Source organism: Clostridium sp. NSJ-49, from assembly GCF_014287725.1.
Classification (GTDB): Bacteria; Bacillota; Clostridia; order Clostridiales; family Clostridiaceae; genus Clostridium; species Clostridium disporicum_B.
The window spans coordinates 56,573-80,944 of sequence record NZ_JACOOP010000011.1 but is presented as its reverse complement, the minus strand read 5'-3'; the positions used below and the strand labels follow the sequence as shown (position 1 = coordinate 80,944).

Below are 24,372 nucleotides of genomic sequence, written 5' to 3'. Positions count from 1 at the left end.
CTCATTTATTTGCATAGCTATTGTATTAGAATCTCCTTCTCTATAACCAAAAACTAATCCATTATCACCAAAACTACAGATATGTCCTCCTGTAGATGCATACATAATACTGTCGTAGTTCGAATTATTTTTAAAATATAATGCACTTCCATAATCTAGTCTAGTATTTGCTTTTAATTGTATTCCTATAAAATTTCCTGTTAATTCATGAAGTGCTCTTGTAAATCTCATCATTGCTGAATATTTTGCTCCTGGATTTAGCACTTCCCTATCAGAATAACCTAAATCTAAATAATCTCCCTCTGGAGACATTACTATACTTAATCCGTTTATATCTTCATTGCTTGCAAATCTTGAACTCCTTATTCCTCCAACTTCTTGATCCTTATGAGTTAATAAAAGTCCACCTCTTGATAAAACAGAGAAATAATCTCCATTACCACTTTTTATCGTTCCTACTAATTCAACATTACCATTGTTACTTATATATACTGTCCTAACACCGTTCCCATCTGTTACACTCATTTCCCTAGCATCAATTTTATTTCCTTTTAATTGACCGAACCACGCTCTATCTAACCTTAAAGTTCCTATTAACGCATCTTTTATAGCTGCGCTTTCGAAATACTCTGTTCCATCTGCAATTTTAAATGTTGATGCTGATACTTGCATACTAAATTCAGTTGCCTTATTGTGAGTATTTATAGCTCTAACTCTGTAGTACCAAGTCTCTTGTGGTTTTACTTCGTGTAAAAAAGTACTTACATTTCCTTTAAAAATTAAATTTGAAAAATTAGGTGTAAAGTTTTCTATTTTACTTCCATAAACTTCGTAAGTATAATAAACTTTATTTTCATATGTCCAAGAAAGCTCTATAACTGCAAAACCAGCTATAGTAGTTACAACTGGAACAGAAGGAAGTGTATTAGGAAAGTTTTTATCAGTTACATCATTAGGTTTACTCTCTAACTTATCTAATCTGTCCACTATTTGACTATTTGAATCAGAATCACTAAAACCTTTTATAAAATTACCTAATACAATTATCTTTTTACTATTATTTGAGTTTCTTGAATATCTTTGTTCTATTATTCTAGCTTGAATTAATAGGTCATATTCTTCATCCAATATAATAACAGTATCTCCTAACCTTACTTTCAGATGTTCATATCCCAATATATTAGATAAATCCTCCACAGAAACTGTATAAGTAACTTTACTTCTTTCACATTCCTTCAATTTTTCATAAGTTGCATTTAGAAGTTCTTCAGGATCTTTTATATTGTTCTCTTCAAATATACCTTCTTTTCTTCCATATCTCTTTATAGCTTCTACATTTTCAATATATTTTTGCCCTATAGGCTTATTTACTGGATTGTTTGGTGTTGACCATTCTACATCAGCAAAATCTATTTTTCTACTATAGCCATTACCACTCTCAAGTGATGACCCTCTACCATATAGAACTGTAAAAATATCACCATGTTCTTTTTTCTTTACTTCTTCTAAATTCAAATCAAAGGTAAATCTTAATCCTGTATCTTCACCTAAGCTATATTTAATATCTACATATTTTTTACTTATTGCAGTTTTATTTTCATTTAACTCAAGCCTAAAATAAACTTCTCCGCCATAAGTTTTGATTATTTCATTTATTCCTGATAATGAATTAGTAAAATAAAAATTAATATTTTTATTACCTAATGCTGATACTTCTCCAACTGAATAGGAAGTACCTTCTAAGCATTTCTCTAATGCTTGTCTAGCACTTCCATTAATAACTCTTTTATCTTCTATTACACTAAACCTTAAATCGTAAAAATCATGCAAACACGATACTAATACATCATATTTTTTACTATAGTTAAATACTTCTTCAGTGTCATCAATAATAAATAATTGAAATTTACCATCTTCATCAAAGAATCCAACTTTATTTTCTTTAACTATATTTTTGTTTATTTTATCTATATGGAAGGTATATATCCACTCTCCATTTATCTGTTGCTTATATTCATCATCAGAAAAATCCTCATCTTGGAGGATTTCTATAACTTGATCATTTTTATTTAATATAAATAGCATAGTTCCTCCTTATAAAAATTCATTCTGCCACTCTAAGGTAATACTACATTTAGAATTTTCAGAAATAGTATATATATTTTCTCCTGGATATAATCTATGAAAATAACTATCTAATGTCATTATAGTTAAATCTACAATACCATTTTTAGTTATCTTATTCCTTGACATATCTATTTCTATGTTATCATTTTGATTAAAGTTACCTACAAGCTTTATAAAGTTATTATACTTAATATTTTGTATACTTATCTTAATCTCATTAACTTGTGATAAGACTTTTATTTTTACCTTTGGTTTAACTTCGGCAGTTCCAGAATAATAAATTATGTTGTTACTATTCAAGCTTATTGAATTTATTTCCTCTTCTATTCTATTACCTATACAAAGAAATTCTATTGCTCCTCCACCTTTTTTAAATGTTCCATCAATGTCAATTATATTATTAACTTTTGCCAATACATAACTAGAATAATTATTAGGAAGAGTTAGCTTACTATACTCTTCTTGGCTACCTTTAAGCCAACATATAAACTCCATTTCTGTATGTTTGTCAATTAATCCATTTTTTCTAATAAAAAAATCAACTTTTATTATTTTTTCATTTATACGTTTATTTTTAGTTGGTAATAATTGAGTCGTTACATTTTTTACATGAATAAAATTAGGTAGCGGTATATTGTTATAGATAATGCTAAAGGCCAAGTTTAACACCTCCTAACCTTTTATTTTTCTTTTCAGAAATTTCATTAAGTTTTAAATCTATTAACTCTGCTAATTTATTTCCTAACTTCAATAGTTCCTCTTTATCTGTTCCATTAAAGTTCTCTATATTTAACATAACCTTTATATCATTCTTAGATGTTGTATTGGTTATGCTAATTATTTTTCTAATTATCTCTTTAATGTCTAATGATTTATCACTTGCTTTTAATAAATTACTTTCTCTGCTTTTTGAATTATAGTAAGTACCTACAGTAATATAATCATTCATATTAGGAACATTAAAATCATACGATAAAGCCATTACTCTTGGTGTATTCCTTAACTCTGAATTATCTTCTATTATTCTGCTTCTTGAGGTCGTTTCTCTAACATTTCTTGTTACAGATACACTTCCATATATAGGCGTACTATAAGCATTTCTCAATCTATCCCAATCCCTAATTGATTGATTAGCCATTTGAGACGTAGCATTAGTAACATTTCTTTTCATTGTATTAGCAGAATTCGAGGCATTTTTTTGCATTGTATTTGATGAGTTTGTAATACCTTTTTCAGCAGTATCAATATTCTTCGTTGCTTCTTTAGATGCATCACTGGTTTTAGTAGAAAGTTGCTTATTTAATTGGTCCATAGCTGATGTTATATCCTTTGACATACTGTCTCCGTTTATCTTACCAGCTTTGCTCATTTGCTTTAAATTCCACTCTACTTGGTTAGCTGCTTCATCAACTGTCATTCCTTCTCTAATTCCTTGGAACATCATTTTAGTCGTGTCATTCATCCCTTGAAGAATAGTAAGTTGATTAGTATCCATAGAAGCCAATTGATTGCCTAAAACTCTTCCTGCTTCGCTATAATTACCTTCTACTATTCCAGGAACTACTCCTAATGTTGCATCCATTATAGTTGTAAGTTGTGTTAAGCTTTCTTCAGTTGAATTCAACATTTGAGACATACCTCTTGAGGTGGTTAATGCTATCTTGCCCATAGCCTCTTCGGTATTTAAGGTCATTTTATTGGTCATTTTACTCCACGCTTCATTTACAGTTAAGCCTCCAGGACCATCTGCTACAGCCGCAATCATATCGCAAATTCCCATTATAGCTATACCTAAGTTCCCAAATGTAAGTTGAACTATTCCAGATATAAATTCACATACACCACCAATAACAAATCCTAATCCCCCAAATTTTTCTTGAAGCATTAATAAAGAACTTTCGCTATCTCCCAACCAAGCCATCAAAGCTACTAAAGCTGCTATTAATAATCCTATACCTACTGGTCCAGATAATACTCCTACCGCCTTGCTTAACATACCTGTCCCTGATGATAGCCCACCTAATAAAGTTACTGCATTACCACCAACTATAATCAATTGACCTATTCCTGTAAGCAATGGTCCAATTGCTGCAACTACCGCCAATATAGTTACTATATTCTTTTGTTGTTCTTCATCTAAGCTACTGAACCAATTAGCTGCTTCAGTTATTAATTCAACCACCTTAGATATAACTGGTTCTAGTGCAACAAAGGCTCGTATCAATGCACCTTCAAGAGCTGATTTCATCGACTCTACTTCTCCACCTAAATTATCCTTCATAATTCTAGCCATTTCACCCAATGAACCATTTGAATTTTCTAGGTGTACAACTAAATCATCGTATTCGCCACCAAGCCCATCTAATAAAGCCATTAATGTATCGAATTGGGTTTTCCCCCCAATCATAGCTGCATATTGTGCTTGTTGTTCTTCAGTTAACTCTGATGTACCATCAGCAGTATTAATAAGCTTACTTCTTAACTCCTTTAAAACTTCTACCATATCCCTTTGTTTACCTTCACCATCAAACAAAGAGATATTCATAGAACTTAATGCTTTTCCTGCTTGTCCTGTTTCTGTAACTAAATTGGCAAATACAGAACTCAAAGCCTTTCCTGCTTCGCTTCCTTTAATACCTCTATTAGCTAAAACCCCAAGTAAAGCCCCCGATTTTTCCATAGGTATATTAAGCATTTTAAATGATCCACCTGCAACTATGTTGGCCTCATAAAAATGTTGCATTGTTTGGTTAGACTTTGTTTGTGCTTTTGCTGACACATCTAAATATTTAGCAAACTCTTCTGAAGCAATACCTGCAGCACTCATCGAGTCAGTAATTAAATCAGCTGCTAAGCCTAAATCCATCCCTCCCGCTTCTGCTGCTCTTAATACTGGTTCAATTCTAGCAATTGATGTTTCAACATCCCATCCAGCCAAACTTAAAAATGTTAGTCCTTCCGCTGCTTCAGAAGCACTAAACGATGTACTACTTCCCATTTCTAAAGCTTTTTGTTCTAAAGCTTTAAAAGAGTCAGATGTTTTATCGCTTATACCTGCTGTAGCCTGTAGATTACTCATAGCAGTTCCAAAGTTTGTTCCTGCTACTATTGCTGCTATTCCAGCTCCAGTTATAGGCACTGTTACTCCTGCTGTAAGCCCTTGTCCTATACTCTTTGTTTTTTCTCCAAACTCTTTTAAATCTCCACCAATCTTATCAAAAGGCATATTTTTAAGTTCTTTGGTTAACTCTTTAACTTCCACTTGAGCATTATTAAGTTCTGTTTGGTATCCATCTAAAGATTTTTTATTATCATCAATTTCTTTTTCCAATGCCATATACTGGTCTTTTAACTCTAATAATCCTTGCTTTAATTTCTTAGCTTCATCAGAATTTTCACCAAATTCACTTTTAGCTTGGCTTAACTTATTTTCTGCTTCTTTAATTTCTTTACCAAGTTTATTATGTTCATCTCTATTTTTGCTTAATATAGAATTAGTTTTATTTATAGCTTCCTCATAAACTATTGTCTTTTGAACTGCTGTATCAACTTTAAATGTTAATTGATTTATTTCATTACCTATCTTTTTAAAATAGTTTCCTGATTGATCTAACTCTGAACCTAACTTATTAAATGTTGACTCTGTTAATTTAGCATTATCATCTATACTTTTTAGTTTTTCCTCTGTAGACTTAGTTGACTTTCCTAAATTATCAAACTTATCTTGAGCCTCTTTCAATTCTTTACTAAGCTTATTTATATTGGCTTCAGTATCCCTTATATCACTACCTAATTTACTTAAGTCTCGGCTATTCTTTTGTACTAGTTTGGCTTGCTCTTGCCACTCTTTAGAATTTTTACCTAATGTCTCTTCTAATTTGTTAAGTTTTTGAGTTTGTTCTTCAACAATCTTTTTATTCTTTTCATACTCTTCTTTTTGCTTGGATAATTTCAGATTATACAATTCTAATTGTTTTGTGGTTTTCTGAATTTTTGCATCAAGACCTTTAAAGGTATTCTCAAAATCCTTAACTCCTTTGCCTGCTGACTTAAAATCTTTTTCACTATTTTTAATAATACTATTTATTGAGCTTATCTTCTTTTTAAAGTCATCAGCTTCAAGAGAAAGTTCTACTGCCAATTTTTCAATTACATCAGCTTTACTTCCCACACGCTCACCCCCTTCTCTTTTCTATAGATACTCTACATCTTCTGTTTCCTCTTGTTCCTCGTTTAGCTTTTTGTAAATATCAATTTGTTCAAAATAATTTTTAGGTGTTACTTCCCAAAAATTATTTTTATTTAATTTACTACTCCATAAAAACTCCATATAAGGAAAATCCCAGTCAGCTTTTTCCTCTTCATTAAACTCTAGAACATCTTCAAATTCATCTTCTTCACTATTGGTATCACTTTTCGGCATACATCTTTTCATAAGCTTTGAAAAATATTCGGTTATATTAAGAAAATTTCTTTCAATTTCCTCTTCGTTTCTATCTCTTATATAAATTGATAAAAATTCTTTTTCCGTAATCTCCCCACATCTAATTACCGATTGTAATAACAATGCACTTATACAATGCATATCAAACTCTGCTATTCCTTTTAATATTTCATGTATCTTTAAGTCTTTGCCACATTCCTCTAATTCCATTTGTGCCATTTTTAACACATGCATATCTAATGTTCCATAAAAGGTATATCCATCTATTTCAAATACTGCTCTATACATAAATCACCCATAAATAAAAAAGAGACTGCATAAGCAATCTCTCTTAACTCTATTTTTTTACCGTAGCTTTTTCTGTTTGAGGTGCTACTTTCTTTCCCTCATCTCTTCTTTTTCTTGTGGCTTTTGTACTGTTTTAAACCAATTTGTTTTTGCTTCTTCTGGAATGGTTGGATCATCAGTATCTACATAATGATAAATATCTCCATTTGATAATTGACCTATAGCAAAGTTTATTTCATCAACTGAACCTGCTCCCTTTCCTTCTTCTATTGTTTCAGCCGATATATTTGAAGGTGAGCAAACACAAGAATATATTACATATAATCTTTTCTCATTACTGTTCTTCTTCTTTCTTTCAAATAAAAAAGCCCCTTCAGGAGATATATCTCCAGAGTTAACCTTAAGGCCACCTTTAACAAGAGTATTTCCAAACAATGTTGATTGTTCCTCTGCTGTAAGTGCTAATACACTTAAAGTTCCTTCTCCTCCTGCAAATTCATATCCATTTTCAACTAGTCTATCATCTGCCCATTCTGGCTCACCTTCATAGCTTAACTTACACTCACACTTTTTAGCATATAGTATTGGTATTGGGGATTGAAACTCTCCATCTACAAGCGGTGCAAAATGTATATTAGATAATCCTCTTAATATTTTCTTTTTCTTTGCCATTTTTCTTATTCTCCTTCTATTTCATATTCTTCATATATAAAATCTAAACTTCTTCCCATATACTCCTTATCATTGAGTTCTTTTCCTCCATCATATATGAAGTCATGCTTTTTTAGTAAAGATTTTATTTTTTTATACTTGTCTATATTGGTTTTACTTTTAAACCAATATGCTACATTAATATAATAAGTTTCTGATAAATTAGTATTATCAAAGAAGTCACTATCTTCATCTTTATAAATACTAACTAATATATATTCATCAGAATTGCCTTCATATTGGTTAATAGCAATATCTATATTTAATTTCTGTAGAACTTCAACTATTTTGTTATACATATTAACTATCCTTCATATCCTCTTTAAGCGATTTAGCCATAACTTCTAAAACTTTATCTTTAGAATTTTTACTAGCTCTTTTCATCCACTTCTTACCTGAAATTCTTTTAGTTCCATGTTCCTGATAATATCCTCTTTCAATAACTTCTCTATCATCAGAATTAATACCAACTGTACTGGTCCTTTTAGTTCCTTTTCCTTTTCTATTAATTTCTCCTATGCTTCTTTTAAGCTCTCCAGTATCTTTAGGAACTTCATTACGCATAGCTCTCTTCAAAACTATATCTCCCTTATCTAAAGCTTTATCAATATTCTTTTGATTAGCTTTATTTGCAAGTTTTGAAATTTTATTATTTAACTTTGAAAAATCTACATTTAATCCCACTATTCAATCACTGCCTCTAACTCTAATATTTCGTCTTTCTCTTCAACATTATTTGTACCAACAATATTGTAATAGTAGTTTTTATATTTAATTTTGTATTGAACAGTTACTTGTTTATTAAGCGTTGCATCTAATTCTTTTAAATATCTTATAATAAACTTCTTTTTAAGTTTGTTTTCTACTTTACCATTGTTAGTATCTTCAAGAGTTTTTACGGTATTTATAGCTTCTATATCTCCCCAAACGGTTCTAAATAAATCCCATTTATCATCAGTTAGAGGATTATTATCATCAATTTTGGTGTAAATTGATATGTGTTTACTCATATCGTTCTTTAATTCTGTTAGATATATATACATCTTTTCTTTAAAATTATCAGGATCTATATGGGCAATACTATATAGTGTATTATTTAATCTAATTGTATTAGATGATTTTAAATTAGGTAGATAGTATGTTTTTATTTTTATAGATACTTTTACCCCTGTATCATCATACTTTAATCTATCTTGCTCTCTTATAGTTTTATAAGAAAAAAGAAGCTTTCCCTTTATAGAAAACTCCTTCTCTTCACAAGCATTATTATTTTCATCATAACTTTCTATATAGTCCCCAAACTCTATAATTCCATCATTGAAGCTATCAAAGTTCTTCTTTCTTTTCAACATATCTTTTCACCTTATACTTATTTCTAATTTGATAAATTTCATTTCTATAATTATTATCAAATTCATTTACGCAGTCGTTCCATGCATATAGGCAATAGTTAAGAAATAAATTACGTTCCATTCCAGGAGCAGAATAGTCTATCTCCGCTCCTAATTTATGATTTAAAGTTACTTGTGCATCTTCAATCATTTCTGTAATTCTTTTATCTGTTGATTCATCTTGCCAAGTTACTTTTAATTTTTCTTTTACCTTTTGAAGTAAATCAGCTATATTTTTCATACTACTTACTCTTTCTTGCTGATAACGCTGCAGCTTGTGTCTCATTCTTCACTGTTATATATGCAGGATCTAAATCAGATATATCTAATAATATAGATACTGTATCATCATAAGCTTTACCCATACCATACATTTTTATCTTGTATACTCTTTTATCTTCTAGGAACTTCAATTCATCTGAATACTCAATTACACCTTCTTTAGCTCCACCAATTCCCATAAAATACTCTTCTGGTAAACATAGTACTGCTTCCCCATCTTCTAACTCATTTGATATAACAACCTCTGTTGGGAATGGGAATAAGTTATTTACATATGCTCCTGCTCCATTTAATACAGTTGTTGCAGGCATAATCTTTGATAAATAATCACATTGATTACAAATCATAAGAACCTTGTCAAACTTTCTATTTCTTTCTTTTTCATTCTTAACTAATTTAACAAGTAATTTTCCATACTCAACTGGTGAAAAACTTGTTACTTTTATTGCAGTCTTTTTAGGATAAACACCACCACTTACTGATACACCTTCGTGTATGTCTCTTGTTAACCCTATTGGCTTTTTATTTCCATCACCATTTACAATTCCTTGCTCTAATCCACATAGTAAAGCCTCTCTTAAGAACATTCTTATATATCCATCTAAAAATACTGGTCCTAAATCTAACATATCTTTTTCAATTACAGCAAATGCACTTAACTTGCATTGAGTAACTTCTATAGTTCTAAATGCACTTGTTATTTCTTCTGTTATCGCTGAATTTATATCGCCCCAAACTGCAGTTTGAACTGTATGGTCATTTAATATCCACTTAGTTAAATATTTTACAGATACAAAATTTATTTTGCTTAAAAGCGGATGATCTGCAACTAAATCTTTATATACATCCTCAATAATAGTTTCTGGCATAATATCTATTAATCCAGTCATAGCTTGTTTATAATTAGGAGACTTACCTACTTCAATTAACTTGTTATAGTAATTTGTTTCTTGCGGCGTTAATTGTCTATATCCTCTTTGAGCTAAAATAGTTTGGTTTCCATGAGCCTCTTCAAAATCTTGCTTAACAACATCTACTATTGATTGATGGAAGCCTTCCCATGCTTGTTGAATTTCAGTCTCTGTTCCTCCTGCCATAGCTTTCTGTAAAGCTACTACTGCATCCTTTTGTTGTAAATTATTAATGTTTAACATAAATTTTTCCTCCTACTATTTTAAAATTGCATTAAAAAAAGAACCCATTAAATTTTGTTGTGGTTCTTTCTCATTTTCATTATCATTATTATTTTCATTTTGATTGTTTGATTGCTGATTAGCTTCTGACTCATTAATCTGTTGATTAACATCTTGTGTCTTATTAGATTTTTCATTTTGAAGCTCTAAAATCATTTTAGATAATGATTTTCTTACACTTTGACTAGCTTTTTCTGTATCTTTTTCATTTACAATACTTGTACAGAAATTCATATCTAAAGCTGATTGAGGACTTAACCAAGTCTCATCATCTAATAACTGTTTTAATTCCTCTTCACTTATATTTATCTCTGCCATATAAGCATTAACTGAAGCTTGAGTTATAACATCTAAATCCTCCGCCTGCTTCCTTAATTCTTTTGCATTTCCACACGCGAAAGTCCACGCATTATGTATCATTAACAAACTAGCTGTTGACATTATACGCTCATCTCCTGCCATAAATATAACTGAAGCAATTGAGCAAGCAAAGCCATCTGCATGAGTAATGATTTTAGCTTTATGCCTTTTTAATGAATTGTAAATTGCTAACCCTTCAGCTACCTCTCCACCATATGAATTTATATACACATGAATAACATCAGCTTCTATGTTCTCCAATTGTTTTGATAATGTATAACTAGATACATCTCCTGGATACCACTCCCATGATGTTATATCTCCATAAATGTTAAGAGTAGCTTCATTATTTTCTTGAACTAACGAGTAGTATTGTTTATTCATTTTTCTCACCTCCTTTCAATCGATTTTCAATAGTATCATAGTTTTTAGTTATGAAATGTGTTTTACTAAAGTCTGTATTAAGAGCTTCCATATCAATTAATGCCCTTGTTTCATCTATACAAGTTGTACCTGAAGAAATAAGCTTGTCTAACTTTTCTGCTACCTCTAAAATATCTATATGATTTATCTTAGAAGTATCAACTTTAGCATAATTACCTTCTTTCCAACTCTGATAACCTTCTTTTCTAGTTAATTCTCTTTCAATCATCTTTGCATAAGGATCAATTACATTGGTAATGAAAGTATTCATAACCTCTTTCATATTAGTTATATTTCCTAACATTAATGATTGCGGTATTTTTATAGCTTGTGCTGTCGTTTCAAATATATCTTTCTTTATACTTAAAATATCTGAAGCATCTTTTGAACTATTTTTGGGTGTTATATCTTCTAATTTTTGTCCTGAATATTCAGGATAAATAGAAAATTCACTTTCAATAAAGCTCTTTAACTGTTCTTTTATGATAGTCTCAAAAATTTTATTAAACTTTTCATCTCCTGCCTCAACTTCATCAAGGTTTAATTTATATTTATTTGAATTACTTTTCTTATAGTTTTTTATAGCACAAGTTAAAAACTCCGAATAATTTTCATGTAGTCCATCAATAATCTTTTTAACTTGCATATTTTCAAGTCTAAACAAAAATACTTCATCAATTCTATAACTCCTATCTAACGATAAAGTACCTATTCTTATATTTCTATATCTATTCCCTAACATAGGAAGTTCATCTACAGTGTAATCATCAGCACAATAAAGCTTTTTATCTCTACCAACTATAACTAAAGCTTCTCCTTTTGAACTATAGAATATTTTTTCTATAACCTTATGCCAAAATAAACTTGAGTTTTCATTTAGGTTAGCTGAATAGTTTAATACAAAATACTCTTCTTCTTTAACTTCTTTTCCTTTAACAAAAGTTTTTATTTCACATTTAGATATTGCATTAGCTATATAACTTATAGCAGTATAAAGAGCTAACTCTTTAAAGTAAATTTGTGATTTTATATTACTTAAATCTATATCAATATCCTCTACAATATTTTTTCCACCAATCTTAGTTTTAGGATTTAAAAAGTCTTTTACAAACTCTATAAAATTAATTTTAACCACCTCCTTAATTAAATGTTATTACCCTAAAGTTCTCAAAGTTTGACTTCTTCTTTTCTTTTAATTCTTGAGCAAGAATAACAGCATTAACAAGGGCCATAAATCCGTCGTTTTTTCTGTAATTCTCTTCAATTTTCCCATAAATAACATTTCCATTTTGGGGAATTTTTTTTGTATTATTAGTAAACCATCTAAGTATAGGCACATCTCCCCATACAAAGTTATGATTGATAAATATCGAATTTATTATTGGAGCAATCATCATAATATCACTAGGTCTAATTCTTCTTATATTTTTCTTTTCGTATGCATCAAACCCTATTTTCTTAAACTCACTATTTAAAAATGAAAATCTAAAATGGTCAATTCCTATTTTCTTAATTTTATATTTAGTTCCCATTTTTAAAAACCAATCTGTTACTAAATGAGCTGGAATTTCAACATCTTCAACTATGGTTAAGTCACCTTTTTCTTCCCACTCTCTCAAAGGAGCTTTAATTCCTTTTAAGTCTTTTGAGTTAGCACATACAAAAGTATGTTGAATAACATAATACTTACCATTAGCTCTAAACACTAAGCATACTCCCACAAAATCATCGGTCATAGCAAAGTCAACTCCACCAACACACTCCATGCCTTCAAGGTTTGTCATTTCTTGATTAGTTGCAAGAATATCGTCCCATGTAGCTACTTCAATATCTTTGTTCCCTACAGGATAATTCATTCTCTTTGCCATAAACTCTGGAAAATAATCTAGTTTATAAGGCATATCTAATACTTCTTTTTCAATAGTACTTTTTAAACTTGGAAAATCATTAATTGATGGAATAGCCTTAATCCACTTATCTGGTTTATCCCATTCGTCTTCACTTTCTATCCTGCACCAAAAAACTAAAGTTCTATTTAATGGATTGTATTCTTTTAATATATCTTTGTTTTGTTCTAACTCTCTATCTAATAAGCCACCTCTAACATGACCATTAGTAGTTATTGTTATTTCTCTTCCATGCCATACCTTACCAAGTCCTGAAGCTAATGTATTAACGTTAGTTGTATCTTCATACTCATGCTTTTCATCATATATAACACATCCAGTTCTTTTACTGTCTTTACCTCTTTTACTTGAAGTATTAAATCTTAATACCGATTTGGTTTTTAATCCTGTAATTTCGGTTTTAGTAGCATGAAAATTTTTCTTTAATACATTTTCATAACTTTTATTAATTGGTTCTTTTATTATTTCATAAACATCATTAAATGTTGTTTTTGCTTGATTTTCTGTATTGGCCAATAAATCAATATTATATCCTTTAATTCCATGATAAGGACTTAAGAAATAGAATGATAAGAATGATATAAATCCATTTTTACCACTACCTCGACCTACTATTATTCTTACTTCTTTAAAAAAGATATCTCCATCTGATTTAAATACCCCAACTATTAGTGCAAATAAAAATACCTCCCATTCAATTAACTTGTATGGAAAGTATTTCTGTAGTGATAAACCTTCTTCAATTTTATTTTCATCAATATATACATCATCTCGCTCAAGTACTGGAATGACTATATTATTAATCATATCCTCTTGATGTTCACAATGCTCTATTTCATTGTTTAATATTTTTTCCATGTAAGGGTTTATATATTTACTATAATGCTTCATCATCTTCACCCTTACCAGAGCCTATATTTTTGTTTTCAGGAATATCTAATCCAAGCTTAGTTAATATATTCAGCATTTGCGCTACTGTTTTGTGTAATCCATCTAAACTATCATTTCTTTTAACGCTAGTTTGTTTACCATTACTCCATTCAACAGCAACCCCACGCTCTTCTATATCCAAAATCAACTTATTCTTTATTGTGTACATCTTCATATAAACATCAACTAAATCATCATAAAATAGTCCATTAACCCCATTATTCTTAAGCTGATTTAATAAATCTTCCCTCATAGCTTCATAATCTTCTAAAGTAGTATTATCATAGGTTAAAAGAACTTCTTTTTTTATCTTATTAGTTGCCCTTTTTGATGGTACTTTTTTTATGGCATTTTTTGCCCTATTTTTTGCCATAAAATTGTCCTTTTTTATGCCCAAATTGGATGTTTTGACCTCTTTTGGCCTTGTCCAATTGAATTTTTTTCGCCATGTTTTTATGGTACTTATTGACACATTATACTTTTCTGCTAACTTAACATAAGTCATTCCTGAAATATAGTCTTTTTCGGCTTTTACCTGTATTTTACTTTTACTTATATTGCTCATTTTAACCACCTCCTTACTACCTTAAAAACTGTCCTATTTTGCTATGCTACCCCCCTCATATGCGCGCAATAAAAAAACTCCGTTTACCTTAACCCCTTGCCGGTGTCAGTCCCCCCTAAAATAAAAAGGGTATAGGGAGGTAGGGGGTACTTACCAACGCTCCTCATTAATAAAGGTTTCTTTCTTAGGCTTATGTTTTTCTGGATGAAGTTTATTATGACAAGCTGCACATACTGCAATAAGATTGCGATACTCAACACCTTTATAAGTATAATACTTACTTAAAGCTAATCTTGGATGCTTTCTAACAAACTGTACATGATGAACTGTATCTGCTCTAGTTAACTTACCTTCTTTTAAACATTCTTGGCATTCATATTTCTGTTCTTCAAGGACCTCATTTTTTAATCCTTTATTATTTTTATTTCCTGCCCAGTATTTAGACTTATAAAATCTCCAAAGTTCCCTCTGCTCAATTAACTCTCTAATCCACTTCTCTAGCTTTAAAGGGTCCATTTCTTTTTAACTTCAGTCTTTAACCTATCTGATTGAGCTTTCAAATGTTTAAGTTTCCTTTGAGATTTAATAATAAGTCTTTCTCTTTCATGTATATTAATTGTATTAGCTATCTTCTCATCTAAGATCTTAAGCTTTCTCTGTTCTCTTTCAACATAACTATCTATACAAGTTGTTATATATACTTCATCACATTCAGAACACTTAAAATATTCAACTTTAATATCATCTATACTTTTCTTCAATATCTTTTCTTTAGTTATGGTAAATTCATTATTACACTTATCACATATAACTTTCATTTGCTCACTTCCTTCTAAACAAAAAAGATGCTCAACATAAGTTAAACATCTTTTTATAGCGCAATAATATTTAGTTTTTAAATTAACTCTTGCCATATTTACTTGTTTTTAATGAACTTTATATTTTTCACAATACAATTATATAACTTTTAAAGTGCTAATAGGTGCTAATCTTTTAAATTTCTAATTAAATTATCATGTTTTAGTCTTACAGTACTTGTACCATAATTCATTTTAGCTGCTATCTCTTTCCAAGCTAATCCGTCAATGTATCTATATATAAATATCTGTCTTGCCTCTGAATCCTCTAAGTTATAAATGAACTCTATTAAACTATCTTTCTCCTCTACTAATTCATTCATCTTATTTATTATTCTTTTATTTAATCTTGATACTTTCCTCTTATAACTGTTTAAATCATACCCCTCTACATGCATCTTGTGATTAGTATATGGAAACTCTGAATCTGAACCATTTACTGAATCACTAACAAATTCAGGTTCTAATTTTTCAAGTTGTCTTTTAAGCAATTCTAATTCTGATAATAACCTTCTATACCTCTTCAATTTTTCTTTAGTCATAATTCCTCCACTCTTGCTTTTAAAAGCACATTTAAATAACTTTATTTATTGATTTCTCAAATCTTCTCTTGCTTTAAGCCATATAGATTTAGTAAATGTATATACGTGCTTAAGATATGTGCACATCTCTTCAAGTCTTTCTTTAGTTGCTGTTAATTGCCCTCTCTTTAAATCCTTTTTTATATCATATTTAATGTATGACCACCTATTATAAGCTTGTATACTTTCCTTGGCCAAATTAAATGCTCCTGTTATATCCTCTTCTGTTAACACTTCAAGTCCATTATATATATTATCGAACTGCTGTAGCTCTTGATTATATTTCTCTTCAAAAGTAATCTCTTTTTCTTTTTTAACATTTTTAAATACCTCTTCTAGGTTACTATTATCTTTAGTGCCTAATCCTCCCATTGCTTAACTCCTTTTCATTATTATTTTTTAATCAGCTATATCTGAACCTTTATTGGTCCTATGATACTAATTTTCTATAGCTATATTCAACCTCTGTTTGAGCTACACGTGCATACACCCTCAAAGTCAATCCAACATCATTATGTCCTAGTATCTGTTGTATACATTCAGGAGCCATTCCACTTCTAAGTGCATTTGTAGCCATTGTATGTCTAAATGTATGAGGTGTTATATTCATTTCAATATTAGCCATTCTTTGCATATTTTTAACTATTACTTGATATCCTCTATTATTTAACTTCTTGTATGGTGCTTTCTTAGATACAAATAAATACTCTGTATTATCTTTTCTATCTTTTAAATAATTTAATATTGCTCTTTTACATCTTTCTGTAAAATACACTCTACGCTCTTTATTACCTTTTCCTATAACTAAAAGCGTTCTGTGGTTAAAATCTATATCTGATATCTTTACATTACCTACTTCAGCAACTCTACATCCAGTACTCAAAAAGAATTCTAATATTGCTCTATCTCTTTTAGATAACATACAGTCTCTTAACATTTCTACTTGTTCTTCATTAAGTGGTTTCTTTTCTCTCTTTGGCTCTTTTACTGGTTTTATAGAAGCACATGGATCCTTAACTATAAACTCTTCATTTTGTAAGAATTTAAAGAAAAGTCTTATTGGTGTCATAAATGTATTCATTCCTGATGGACTTTTAGTCTCACCCTCTGAATACATAAACATTTTTATGTCACCAGTTGAAATTGTACTAGCTGGCTTATTAAAGAATTTTTCTAATTTTCTTAATGTATATGTGTAATTCTTTAATGTTGCAGCTGATAAGCCTTCTAACTTCTTTGTAGCTAAGAAATAATTTATCTTACTATCTAAATCACTTGTAACTAAAGCTGTTTCTTTAGATGTAACTTCGTAGTTATATATTATTTCTTCAACATATCTTTTGATTTCTAATTGCTTAGGTAAGTTAACTTCTAGCTCTGGCATTTCTAACGTTAATTTCCCTATTATTTTTATAGCTAATTCCTCATTACAATTTCTATAGTTTAAGTTTTCCATGTTCTTCTCCTCCCTTTTATTTTCTAAATAGTTATATTTTTGAATAGTTCATTACCATTCTTTTATAACTTTATAACCAGTAAGTGTTGCAGAATAAAATCCACGAGAATTTAAAAATTTATCTGTTGCCACTTCAAGTCCTTTTCTTAATAAACGTTCTACTTCTGAATTAAGTCTATTATTAAAGACTTTTAAATCACTTTCTGTAATTATCACACTTTCTATATTTTGAATATGTCTCGGCATAAAAGTACCCCCTATTTTTGAATTGTGAACTATTTAATGTAAAAACTTTGAACCTTCTGCAAACATTTTTAAACTTAATAAACCGTTATTTTTGTATTTATTTGTAGCAATTTCTAAGTATTTAGATGGTATTTTGTTAATTAACTCTGTAGCTTCATCTACACTCAATTCAGTTTCATTGCTTAATGTTAATATAAATCCATGTTTGTCTATAAACTTCATTTGCAAACCTCCTTTAAACTTCTACTAATACATCTTTTAATAAATCAAAATAGCTTGAATCTTCTTGTATTTTTATATTCATTGATTCATACAAAGCTTTTAATAATAATTTCAGATGTACATTTTCTACTTTATCAAAATTTACTTTATACATTTTTGGTATTTTTATTTTGTTAATATTATTTGTAATATTATTGGGATATATTAATTTGTTAACTTCTAATTTATTATCCATTTTTATTCCTCCTGCTTACTTTGTAATATTTTTGAATTGCGCATAAAAAAATATCGTATATTTATTTAAAATAATACGATATTTTGACTAATTTAATATTATTAATTTTATGTTTATTTTATCTACTGTATAAATCCAGATTTATAATGCTAATTTCTTCCACTTTCTTATCTTAGTCCTAAAAGTCCCAAATGGTGCAACTGTATTTACATGAATAAATTTATATACTTCCCATATCGCTGTTTTGGTAGCCTCATCAGCCCACTTCCTTTTATGAGGCTTAAATAATTCATCCTCAGTCATAACATCTATCATTTTGTAAATATCATCAATATTTTTATCGAGCATATTTTTTAATTCCCTTAAAGATAAATGAGCATATGTATCTGTAAACCATTGATACAATTCACCTAACTGGTTCCATTTAAACATTTCAGTTGGTGTTTTGACTTCTAATCCTGATCTTTCATCATTTTCCCACTTTAAAATTAAAGTTGTCCACCCCACTTGATAGGCAAGATTTTCGGCAGGAGTTCTGCCCACTTCTTCATATCTTTTATCCTTAAAATCTTCAGGAATGCTATCAAATTCTAAAATATATTTTTCATACGTTTTCTTAATTTCACCTTTTAATTCTTCTTTATTTTTGTATACTCTCATTTAATATCTCCTTTTCACTTCCAATTCACCATTTACAATATAATTTAATCATACCATTATTTGCATATGGCTTCAAATACCGTACTATTCAATTTTCAAAGAACAAATTTTCTTAATTAGTTCACAATAATTTCAAATTGTTATTTATTTTCATAACACCACTTATATCCACATGATGTTTTGTATATTCCTTCTAAAGCTCTTCTTATGCAATTAGGCTCTATTAAATTATCTCTTGCTACTTCCTTTATGCTTTCATATCTTTTTATAATTTGATTGCTATCTTTATCTATTTTTAAAATAGGCTTCGGTTTGTTAAATCTTTTATTCAACTTAATCACCTCTTATTTTACTAGGGAGAGTTTCACCTCTCCCCTCTACTGTAACCACTTAACTTTAGCAATTTGTAATCCTGCCGCTTAAGTCTCTATTGGTTACGAAATTATATTAATGCATATGCATTGTTAGCTATTTATTGTTTTTGTTTTCATATATTCACCTTTCCATATGTAATAAACTCTATTTGCCTCTTCATTTGTTAATTCAAATATATTTCTTATTCTTATCTTCAGAAGTTCTGGTATAAAACTATCAAAGCTTTCTGTATTTAAATACTCTATAATTTCATTAACTGTTAACTCATTCATACCTCTCATTTCTATACTCCTATTTGATAAGTTAAATCTCCTAAAGTTTTACCAAGAGCTTGTACTATCAAAAGAGATTCTATAAATGTAGGGCTTGAACCTGAAGTTATCTCTAACATTCTATGTATATCTATTATGCATACCTTTTTAACTTCATTTGATGCTCGTCTTCTAATCTCTCTTACTATATCTTCTTCTGTCTTATTAGACACTTTCATCAAAAATTTTATTCTTCTACTTATCTTACTTTTATCATGCACATATCTCTTAAAGCCTTTAAGTTTATTATCCATTTTCTCTGCACCTCTTCTTTGTTTTATCGCAATACTTGCATCTATAGCCAAATCCATTTTTATAAACAATTTTATGTTTAAACCACTTTCCACATTTATTACTAAATAAAGTCTTTACAAAATCTTTAAACATTAATAGCCTCTCCTTTGCTGTAGATATCTCCTATTACTCTATCTATTGCAGTTTCTGAAAATAATGGTACTGCTCTCTGCTCTTGCCTATTCTCTATCCACCAAGCACCCTCGGTAAAAATAACTATTCCTGTTATTTCTTCATCTCCTGGTATTTGCCCTAATCTATCTACTATAAATCCCTCATATATTTCTCTTCCTGATACATCTTTCTTTCCTGAAGAAAATATTGGCCTTAAATGTCTATTATTTATTGTTCCTTCTGGTATTCCATCTTTATTAAATGTCTGTACTTCTCCATCTCCCGTTATGCTATAGCCTGTCCCATTTAATAACTTCTTTTCTTTCTCATCATAGATTTTAAATTTGCCTTGATACATTAATCTACTACCTCCTAATAGGTATTAACTTTCCTGTGCTTTTCTCATAGAATACATAATCATCAGCTGTAGTCCTTTCTAGCAAATAATTATTCGGCTCTAGTCCTTGTGATTCTAAAAGTTTCTTTTGTCTTAATGTTAAATTCTTTAATTTCTTCATTGTCTTATACCTCCCTAAACTAATCTATCTAACATTGAATTTAAGAATTTCTCTAATCCATTTTTTAGCTTTAAATATTCCTCTTCATCTTGTTGCTTTACATTTTCTAGTTCCTCAAATAGCTTTTGGAATATTTCTAACTCTTGTTTGAAGTAAATCTTAAACTTTACAGAACTATCATTTTGTTTATCCTCTGTAGCTTTAAGTTTTCTCTCTAACTCTTCTTTTTCTTCAAGTATTTTATCAATTTTAGCTTGTACCTCTTCCATAGTTTCTATATAATCAATATCTTCTGATTCTACTTTTCTTGATTTTACATCCTCTAATTCTTTTTCTAATTCTGCTATTTTTTCTACTAATAGATTTCTTTCCTCTGCTCCCTCATTAAAAGTATCTTCAAGTATTCTATTAGTCTCTTCTAAAGAACTTATTTGTTCTAAAGCTTTATCTCTTTCTTTTAATGCCTTTTCCTTTTCTTTATCTGCTCTCTTTAACTCTTCAATAGCTCTTTTTAATTCTCTTGCTGACATATCCTCTACATTATTATCTTCAACAAACTTTTCTCTTGTATCTGATGGTAATCCCAATAATGCTAAGGCATTACTATAACTTAAATTGGCATACGTTTGCGAGTTTAAATTATCCCCTAAGAATGTTATTTGACTTGAGCCATACTCATTAAAAATTCTCATTAAATCATTGGCTGTTCTTTGGCTGTAGGATACTGACTTTTCTAGCCACTTCCCCCACTCTCCATGAGGTAATAAACTTTTTGCTTCTACTAGCTTTCTCCCTATTTCAATACTATTGTGAAGAACAATATTTTTAGTTTGCTCTTTTATACTATTAATTTCTATTGCTATAATCTCTGGTGTTCTAACTACCATCTCACTCATAAAACTACCCTTTCTTATATATAATCGTTAATATCAATATTTAATTTTTCTGTTTTACTGGTTTGGCTATTACTTACCCCATCTATCTCTTGGAATATTTCCTCTAGCTCCAACCCTATAAATCTATCTTGAACCGCTTCAAAGTTGTAGTAATCTCTAATGATTTTATATATCCCATTATCTGATAGCACTAAGGTATTGCTCTTACTTTCTTGCCTTGCTATTTTTTCTATTTCTTTAATACTCTTTTCTATACTTTTACTTTCACTGCATATTTTCTTTGCTGCATCTCTATTTATTTCTATTTGCTTCAGTAAGTAATCTCCAATTACTTGAACATATAAATTATTCTTTTGATTATTAATCTCTTGCTTTATTTTCTCGATAGCTTTTTCTATCACCTTACTTATCTCCTTCTAAATACTTCTCTATAACTTCTCTTGCTTCTAACCACCCACGACAAACTTTAGTTGCATATCCTTCTTCATCTAATGCCTTAAGCCATTCTTTTTGTGATTTTTGTAATGTTCCTTTTTCAGTTTTAAGTTCTATATATAATCCATGATAATTACCTCTTGCTACTGGTAATACTATATCTGGAACTCCTGCTTTAACTCCTTCTTTCTTTAAGTTTGCTGCAGTTCTTGCATCTCTCTTTCCGCCATTAGGAACATGATGTAATAACTTTAGTTCTGGATACTTTTGCTCTGCTAATCTTGCCCATTGAAATAATGCTCTTTGCTCTTGCGCTTCACTCATTTAATTTCTCCCCTTTCGACAGCTATGTCTTATATCTATCTTTTCTGTCATAGCTCTTTCTATTTGCCAGCCTCTACGTAGTCTAGCTTCAAAAGTACTTCTACATATTCCATTCGCTTCAAGAGTAACGTAAACTTCATCTGAATATACTTTTCTTCTATTGGCCATAATAATTGCCTTTTCTTCAATAGTTTTTAAAGGCTCTGTTGCTGCCCTTTCACAGTCCCAACCACCTATATTTACTCTAGCTATAAATGTACCTTTTGATATTCCATTACTTTCAGCTATCTTATACCACTTTGTATATTTTCCTCTTTCCCTTTTAGGCTGGCTTATAGCTCTTTTCTTATCCCAAGACTGTCTCCTTATTCTATCTTCTAAAGTACGCTTGTCTATTCCGTTGGCTTCAGCTATTTTATACTCTTCTTCTGTAATATAACTATCGTAATCAATCATAATTAAGCTCACTCCTTCTTTCTCATTTTTGCTCTTATATATACTCCTGGATAATCATCAGACTTATATACTTCACAATCTATAAAAAATAGTTCTCTATATTTATTTTCAAAGAACTCTTTATGACAATTAATATCTGCAGCAAACTTTTCGGCCTTCCTATTACTTAGATTGGTTCTACTCTTTGTTATAGTCGGTTGCTTTAGATTTCTTGAATGACTTACATTTATTTTGCTTTGATTGGCCATATATGTTGCTACCCCTTCAAACCCTTTTTCATCTGCTTGAAGTCTCTCTACTGTTTTTCTTCCTAAAGTCCATTTACTTCTTACTACATCCATATCCATACCACTCATAATTAAATGATGATGTATTCTAGTTCTTTTAGTTTTATCAGGATCATCTACATAATCTATTACATAAAGATATTTAAACTCTTTACCTTTCATATTCTTCTTCCACCAACGCTTAATCTTATCTAAAAAATTCCTCATATCTTTTTTAGCTCTCTCTAATGTTGGTGCTTTTCCTTTGTATGATAAGGTTATATATAAATCTTCTTCAGTGAAATTTGTATTTACTAATCTAGCTGTATTTTTAGCTTTATTATTTTTATTTAACTTCTTAATCTTTTCACTAGATGTTTTTTTCTTCTCTCCCCTTGGACTATTACTCTTCCATTTCCATATTGGATATATTTCTTTTTCAACAATCTTTCCACTTGTTATAGTTTTTACTATGTAAACATAATTTCTATCTACTCTTAAGTTTTCAAACTCTTCTAAGTTTTTTATTTGCTTATCATATATCTCTTCATAACTATAATCTTCATATAGTTTCCTTATCTTCTTTCTATTCATCTCTAGTCCTCATCTTTTCTATATTTATATTTAAAAATACGTAAGATTTTATTACTCAATACAAGGGTCTTAAAGGTTAAATTTTTGTAAAAAAATAAAAAAATAATAAGCCATAATTTGACTTTTTTCTCATTTTCAATATATAATTTTCTTGTAAAGCACCTCTGCAAGTGCTCTATTTTAATATTTTTTCCAGAGATCATGCTATCCCCAAACATATGTCAGGCATGGTCTCGCTTTTTTGTTACAATTTGACATTTTATTGATTGATAATATATAATTTTATTGATATTAGTGTATTTCTAATTATCAATCACTTTTTATTTATTTTAGAGAACTCGCTTACACAATACCCAAATTAAGCGAGTTCTTTTTTCTTATATTCACCACTTGACATAGTTAAACTTTCTTCTTTATAATTTAATAGAACTGAGTTTTTATAAGCACAATTCCCAAGTTACGCATTCTGTGAAAAGGCATATCTTAATCATTGATATGCCTTTTCCTTTTTTCTAAAGATCAATAAACACATCTCCAGTTGCATCATTATATACTTGTCCATTTTCTATATTGATTTTTCCTGCTTTAATCATTTCTTTAGCTTTAGATACTGCATCTCTTTTGTTTAAGTTTTCTCTACTCATTAGTTCTTCTGATATCTTATTTATAAGTAGTAGTCTCCTTATTTCTTTTCCCACTTCTTACTCTTCCTTATAGCATTACTATTTTGCATTAATGTTAATTTAGTCTCTTTACTAATCTGCTCTGTAGCCATTGGTTATATATCCTTTCTTGCTCTACAGCTATCTCTTTATCTCTTTGTTGACTTAACATAATAGTTCTTCTGTCACTTATTCCATAATCATTTATCGCTTTTAGTAACTGTTCTTGTATGCTGCTACTCATAACTT

At 29.6% G+C, this 24,372-nt stretch carries 36 protein-coding genes; all 36 read right to left on the bottom strand.

Annotated elements, in window-relative coordinates; genetic code table 11:
• Positions 1 to 2,085 (bottom strand): phage tail protein (locus H8S10_RS06020; RefSeq protein ID WP_186838265.1); only part of this gene is annotated, 2,085 nt, incomplete at its 3' end.
• A 9-nt stretch (positions 2,086 to 2,094) separates the two neighbouring features.
• A complete protein-coding gene (locus H8S10_RS06015) occupies positions 2,095 to 2,787 on the bottom strand; it encodes a phage tail domain-containing protein (protein ID WP_186838264.1) in 693 nt (230 codons plus the stop codon).
• On the bottom strand, positions 2,777 to 6,298 hold the full coding sequence (locus tag H8S10_RS06010; RefSeq protein WP_186838263.1) for a phage tail tape measure protein: 3,522 nt from the start codon (positions 6,296 to 6,298) through the stop codon (positions 2,777 to 2,779). The genes H8S10_RS06015 and H8S10_RS06010 overlap by 11 nt, the downstream gene beginning before the upstream one ends.
• A 21-nt stretch (positions 6,299 to 6,319) precedes the next feature.
• Positions 6,320 to 6,859, bottom strand: coding sequence for a hypothetical protein (locus H8S10_RS06005; RefSeq protein WP_186838262.1), 540 nt, complete (start codon positions 6,857 to 6,859; stop codon positions 6,320 to 6,322).
• Positions 6,860 to 6,943: 84 nt separating this feature from the next.
• Positions 6,944 to 7,531, bottom strand: a complete 588-nt coding sequence (locus H8S10_RS06000; RefSeq protein ID WP_186838261.1) for a major tail protein — start codon at positions 7,529 to 7,531, stop codon at positions 6,944 to 6,946.
• Positions 7,532 to 7,536: 5 nt separating this feature from the next.
• Complete coding sequence (locus tag H8S10_RS05995; protein WP_186838260.1) at positions 7,537 to 7,869, bottom strand: hypothetical protein; 333 nt, start codon at positions 7,867 to 7,869, stop codon at positions 7,537 to 7,539.
• 1 nt (position 7,870) lies between these two features.
• Positions 7,871 to 8,254: an HK97-gp10 family putative phage morphogenesis protein gene (locus H8S10_RS05990; RefSeq protein WP_186838259.1), complete on the bottom strand. Its 384-nt coding sequence runs from the start codon at positions 8,252 to 8,254 to the stop codon at positions 7,871 to 7,873.
• Entirely contained in the window at positions 8,254 to 8,922 is a 669-nt protein-coding gene (locus H8S10_RS05985) for a phage head closure protein (protein WP_186838258.1), read from the bottom strand. The genes H8S10_RS05990 and H8S10_RS05985 overlap by 1 nt, the downstream gene beginning before the upstream one ends.
• Complete coding sequence (locus H8S10_RS05980; RefSeq protein ID WP_186838257.1) at positions 8,897 to 9,202, bottom strand: hypothetical protein; 306 nt, start codon at positions 9,200 to 9,202, stop codon at positions 8,897 to 8,899. Before H8S10_RS05980 ends, H8S10_RS05985 begins: the two co-directional genes overlap by 26 nt.
• A gap of 1 nt (position 9,203) precedes the next feature.
• Positions 9,204 to 10,397 (bottom strand): phage major capsid protein, encoded by a 1,194-nt coding sequence (locus H8S10_RS05975; RefSeq protein ID WP_186838256.1) that lies wholly within the window; start codon positions 10,395 to 10,397, stop codon positions 9,204 to 9,206.
• A 15-nt stretch (positions 10,398 to 10,412) separates the two neighbouring features.
• On the bottom strand, positions 10,413 to 11,180 hold the full coding sequence (locus H8S10_RS05970; protein WP_186838255.1) for a head maturation protease, ClpP-related: 768 nt from the start codon (positions 11,178 to 11,180) through the stop codon (positions 10,413 to 10,415).
• Entirely contained in the window at positions 11,173 to 12,354 is a 1,182-nt protein-coding gene (locus H8S10_RS05965) for a phage portal protein (protein ID WP_186838254.1), read from the bottom strand. The genes H8S10_RS05970 and H8S10_RS05965 overlap by 8 nt, the downstream gene beginning before the upstream one ends.
• 4 nt (positions 12,355 to 12,358) lie before the next feature.
• Positions 12,359 to 14,017 carry a terminase large subunit gene (locus H8S10_RS05960; protein WP_186838253.1) on the bottom strand — a complete coding sequence of 553 codons (1,659 nt, stop codon included), beginning with the start codon at positions 14,015 to 14,017 and terminating at the stop codon, positions 12,359 to 12,361.
• A complete protein-coding gene (locus tag H8S10_RS05955) occupies positions 14,004 to 14,621 on the bottom strand; it encodes a P27 family phage terminase small subunit (RefSeq protein ID WP_186838252.1) in 618 nt (205 codons plus the stop codon). The genes H8S10_RS05960 and H8S10_RS05955 overlap by 14 nt, the downstream gene beginning before the upstream one ends.
• A gap of 150 nt (positions 14,622 to 14,771) precedes the next feature.
• Entirely contained in the window at positions 14,772 to 15,137 is a 366-nt protein-coding gene (locus tag H8S10_RS05950) for an HNH endonuclease signature motif containing protein (protein WP_186838251.1), read from the bottom strand.
• A complete protein-coding gene (locus H8S10_RS05945) occupies positions 15,125 to 15,439 on the bottom strand; it encodes a hypothetical protein (protein WP_186838250.1) in 315 nt (104 codons plus the stop codon). Before H8S10_RS05945 ends, H8S10_RS05950 begins: the two co-directional genes overlap by 13 nt.
• 167 nt (positions 15,440 to 15,606) lie before the next feature.
• Positions 15,607 to 16,020: an RNA polymerase subunit sigma-24 gene (locus H8S10_RS05940; protein ID WP_186838249.1), complete on the bottom strand. Its 414-nt coding sequence runs from the start codon at positions 16,018 to 16,020 to the stop codon at positions 15,607 to 15,609.
• A gap of 45 nt (positions 16,021 to 16,065) precedes the next feature.
• On the bottom strand, positions 16,066 to 16,431 hold the full coding sequence (locus tag H8S10_RS05935; protein WP_186838248.1) for a hypothetical protein: 366 nt from the start codon (positions 16,429 to 16,431) through the stop codon (positions 16,066 to 16,068).
• A gap of 58 nt (positions 16,432 to 16,489) precedes the next feature.
• A complete protein-coding gene (xerA, locus tag H8S10_RS05930) occupies positions 16,490 to 17,515 on the bottom strand; it encodes a site-specific tyrosine recombinase/integron integrase (protein ID WP_186838247.1) in 1,026 nt (341 codons plus the stop codon).
• Positions 17,516 to 17,566: 51 nt separating this feature from the next.
• Positions 17,567 to 17,761 carry a hypothetical protein gene (locus H8S10_RS05925; protein ID WP_186838246.1) on the bottom strand — a complete coding sequence of 65 codons (195 nt, stop codon included), beginning with the start codon at positions 17,759 to 17,761 and terminating at the stop codon, positions 17,567 to 17,569.
• A 33-nt stretch (positions 17,762 to 17,794) separates the two neighbouring features.
• Complete coding sequence (locus tag H8S10_RS05920) at positions 17,795 to 17,983, bottom strand: hypothetical protein (RefSeq protein ID WP_186838245.1); 189 nt, start codon at positions 17,981 to 17,983, stop codon at positions 17,795 to 17,797.
• A 13-nt stretch (positions 17,984 to 17,996) separates the two neighbouring features.
• Positions 17,997 to 18,218, bottom strand: a complete 222-nt coding sequence (locus H8S10_RS05915; RefSeq protein ID WP_186838244.1) for a hypothetical protein — start codon at positions 18,216 to 18,218, stop codon at positions 17,997 to 17,999.
• A gap of 141 nt (positions 18,219 to 18,359) precedes the next feature.
• A complete protein-coding gene (locus H8S10_RS05910) occupies positions 18,360 to 18,878 on the bottom strand; it encodes a ClbS/DfsB family four-helix bundle protein (RefSeq protein ID WP_186838243.1) in 519 nt (172 codons plus the stop codon).
• A 140-nt stretch (positions 18,879 to 19,018) separates the two neighbouring features.
• The gene (locus H8S10_RS05905; protein ID WP_186838242.1) at positions 19,019 to 19,210 is read right to left on the bottom strand and encodes a hypothetical protein; all 192 of its coding nucleotides are present in this window, start codon (positions 19,208 to 19,210) and stop codon (positions 19,019 to 19,021) included.
• A 132-nt stretch (positions 19,211 to 19,342) separates the two neighbouring features.
• Positions 19,343 to 19,534, bottom strand: a complete 192-nt coding sequence (locus H8S10_RS05900; protein ID WP_186838241.1) for a hypothetical protein — start codon at positions 19,532 to 19,534, stop codon at positions 19,343 to 19,345.
• Positions 19,535 to 19,536: 2 nt separating this feature from the next.
• Positions 19,537 to 19,818, bottom strand: a complete 282-nt coding sequence (locus H8S10_RS05895) for a hypothetical protein (RefSeq protein WP_186838240.1) — start codon at positions 19,816 to 19,818, stop codon at positions 19,537 to 19,539.
• Positions 19,811 to 19,951: a hypothetical protein gene (locus tag H8S10_RS05890; protein ID WP_186838239.1), complete on the bottom strand. Its 141-nt coding sequence runs from the start codon at positions 19,949 to 19,951 to the stop codon at positions 19,811 to 19,813. Before H8S10_RS05890 ends, H8S10_RS05895 begins: the two co-directional genes overlap by 8 nt.
• Entirely contained in the window at positions 19,944 to 20,330 is a 387-nt protein-coding gene (locus H8S10_RS05885; RefSeq protein ID WP_186838238.1) for a YopX family protein, read from the bottom strand. The genes H8S10_RS05890 and H8S10_RS05885 overlap by 8 nt, the downstream gene beginning before the upstream one ends.
• A gap of 7 nt (positions 20,331 to 20,337) precedes the next feature.
• Positions 20,338 to 20,490 carry a hypothetical protein gene (locus H8S10_RS05880; protein WP_186838237.1) on the bottom strand — a complete coding sequence of 51 codons (153 nt, stop codon included), beginning with the start codon at positions 20,488 to 20,490 and terminating at the stop codon, positions 20,338 to 20,340.
• A 14-nt stretch (positions 20,491 to 20,504) separates the two neighbouring features.
• Positions 20,505 to 21,386 carry a DUF3102 domain-containing protein gene (locus tag H8S10_RS05875; protein WP_186838236.1) on the bottom strand — a complete coding sequence of 294 codons (882 nt, stop codon included), beginning with the start codon at positions 21,384 to 21,386 and terminating at the stop codon, positions 20,505 to 20,507.
• Between the two features lie 14 nt (positions 21,387 to 21,400).
• On the bottom strand, positions 21,401 to 21,787 hold the full coding sequence (locus H8S10_RS05870) for a Cas9 inhibitor AcrIIA9 family protein (protein ID WP_186838235.1): 387 nt from the start codon (positions 21,785 to 21,787) through the stop codon (positions 21,401 to 21,403).
• Position 21,788: 1 nt separating this feature from the next.
• The gene (locus H8S10_RS05865) at positions 21,789 to 22,145 is read right to left on the bottom strand and encodes a VRR-NUC domain-containing protein (RefSeq protein WP_186838234.1); all 357 of its coding nucleotides are present in this window, start codon (positions 22,143 to 22,145) and stop codon (positions 21,789 to 21,791) included.
• The gene (locus H8S10_RS05860; protein ID WP_186838233.1) at positions 22,146 to 22,601 is read right to left on the bottom strand and encodes a hypothetical protein; all 456 of its coding nucleotides are present in this window, start codon (positions 22,599 to 22,601) and stop codon (positions 22,146 to 22,148) included.
• 8 nt (positions 22,602 to 22,609) lie between these two features.
• Positions 22,610 to 23,461, bottom strand: coding sequence for a hypothetical protein (locus tag H8S10_RS05855; RefSeq protein WP_186838232.1), 852 nt, complete (start codon positions 23,459 to 23,461; stop codon positions 22,610 to 22,612).
• Between the two features lie 512 nt (positions 23,462 to 23,973).
• Complete coding sequence (locus tag H8S10_RS05850) at positions 23,974 to 24,159, bottom strand: hypothetical protein (protein WP_186838231.1); 186 nt, start codon at positions 24,157 to 24,159, stop codon at positions 23,974 to 23,976.
• 40 nt (positions 24,160 to 24,199) lie between these two features.
• Positions 24,200 to 24,367 (bottom strand): hypothetical protein, encoded by a 168-nt coding sequence (locus H8S10_RS05845; RefSeq protein ID WP_186838230.1) that lies wholly within the window; start codon positions 24,365 to 24,367, stop codon positions 24,200 to 24,202.
• Positions 24,368 to 24,372 lie beyond the last annotated feature (5 nt).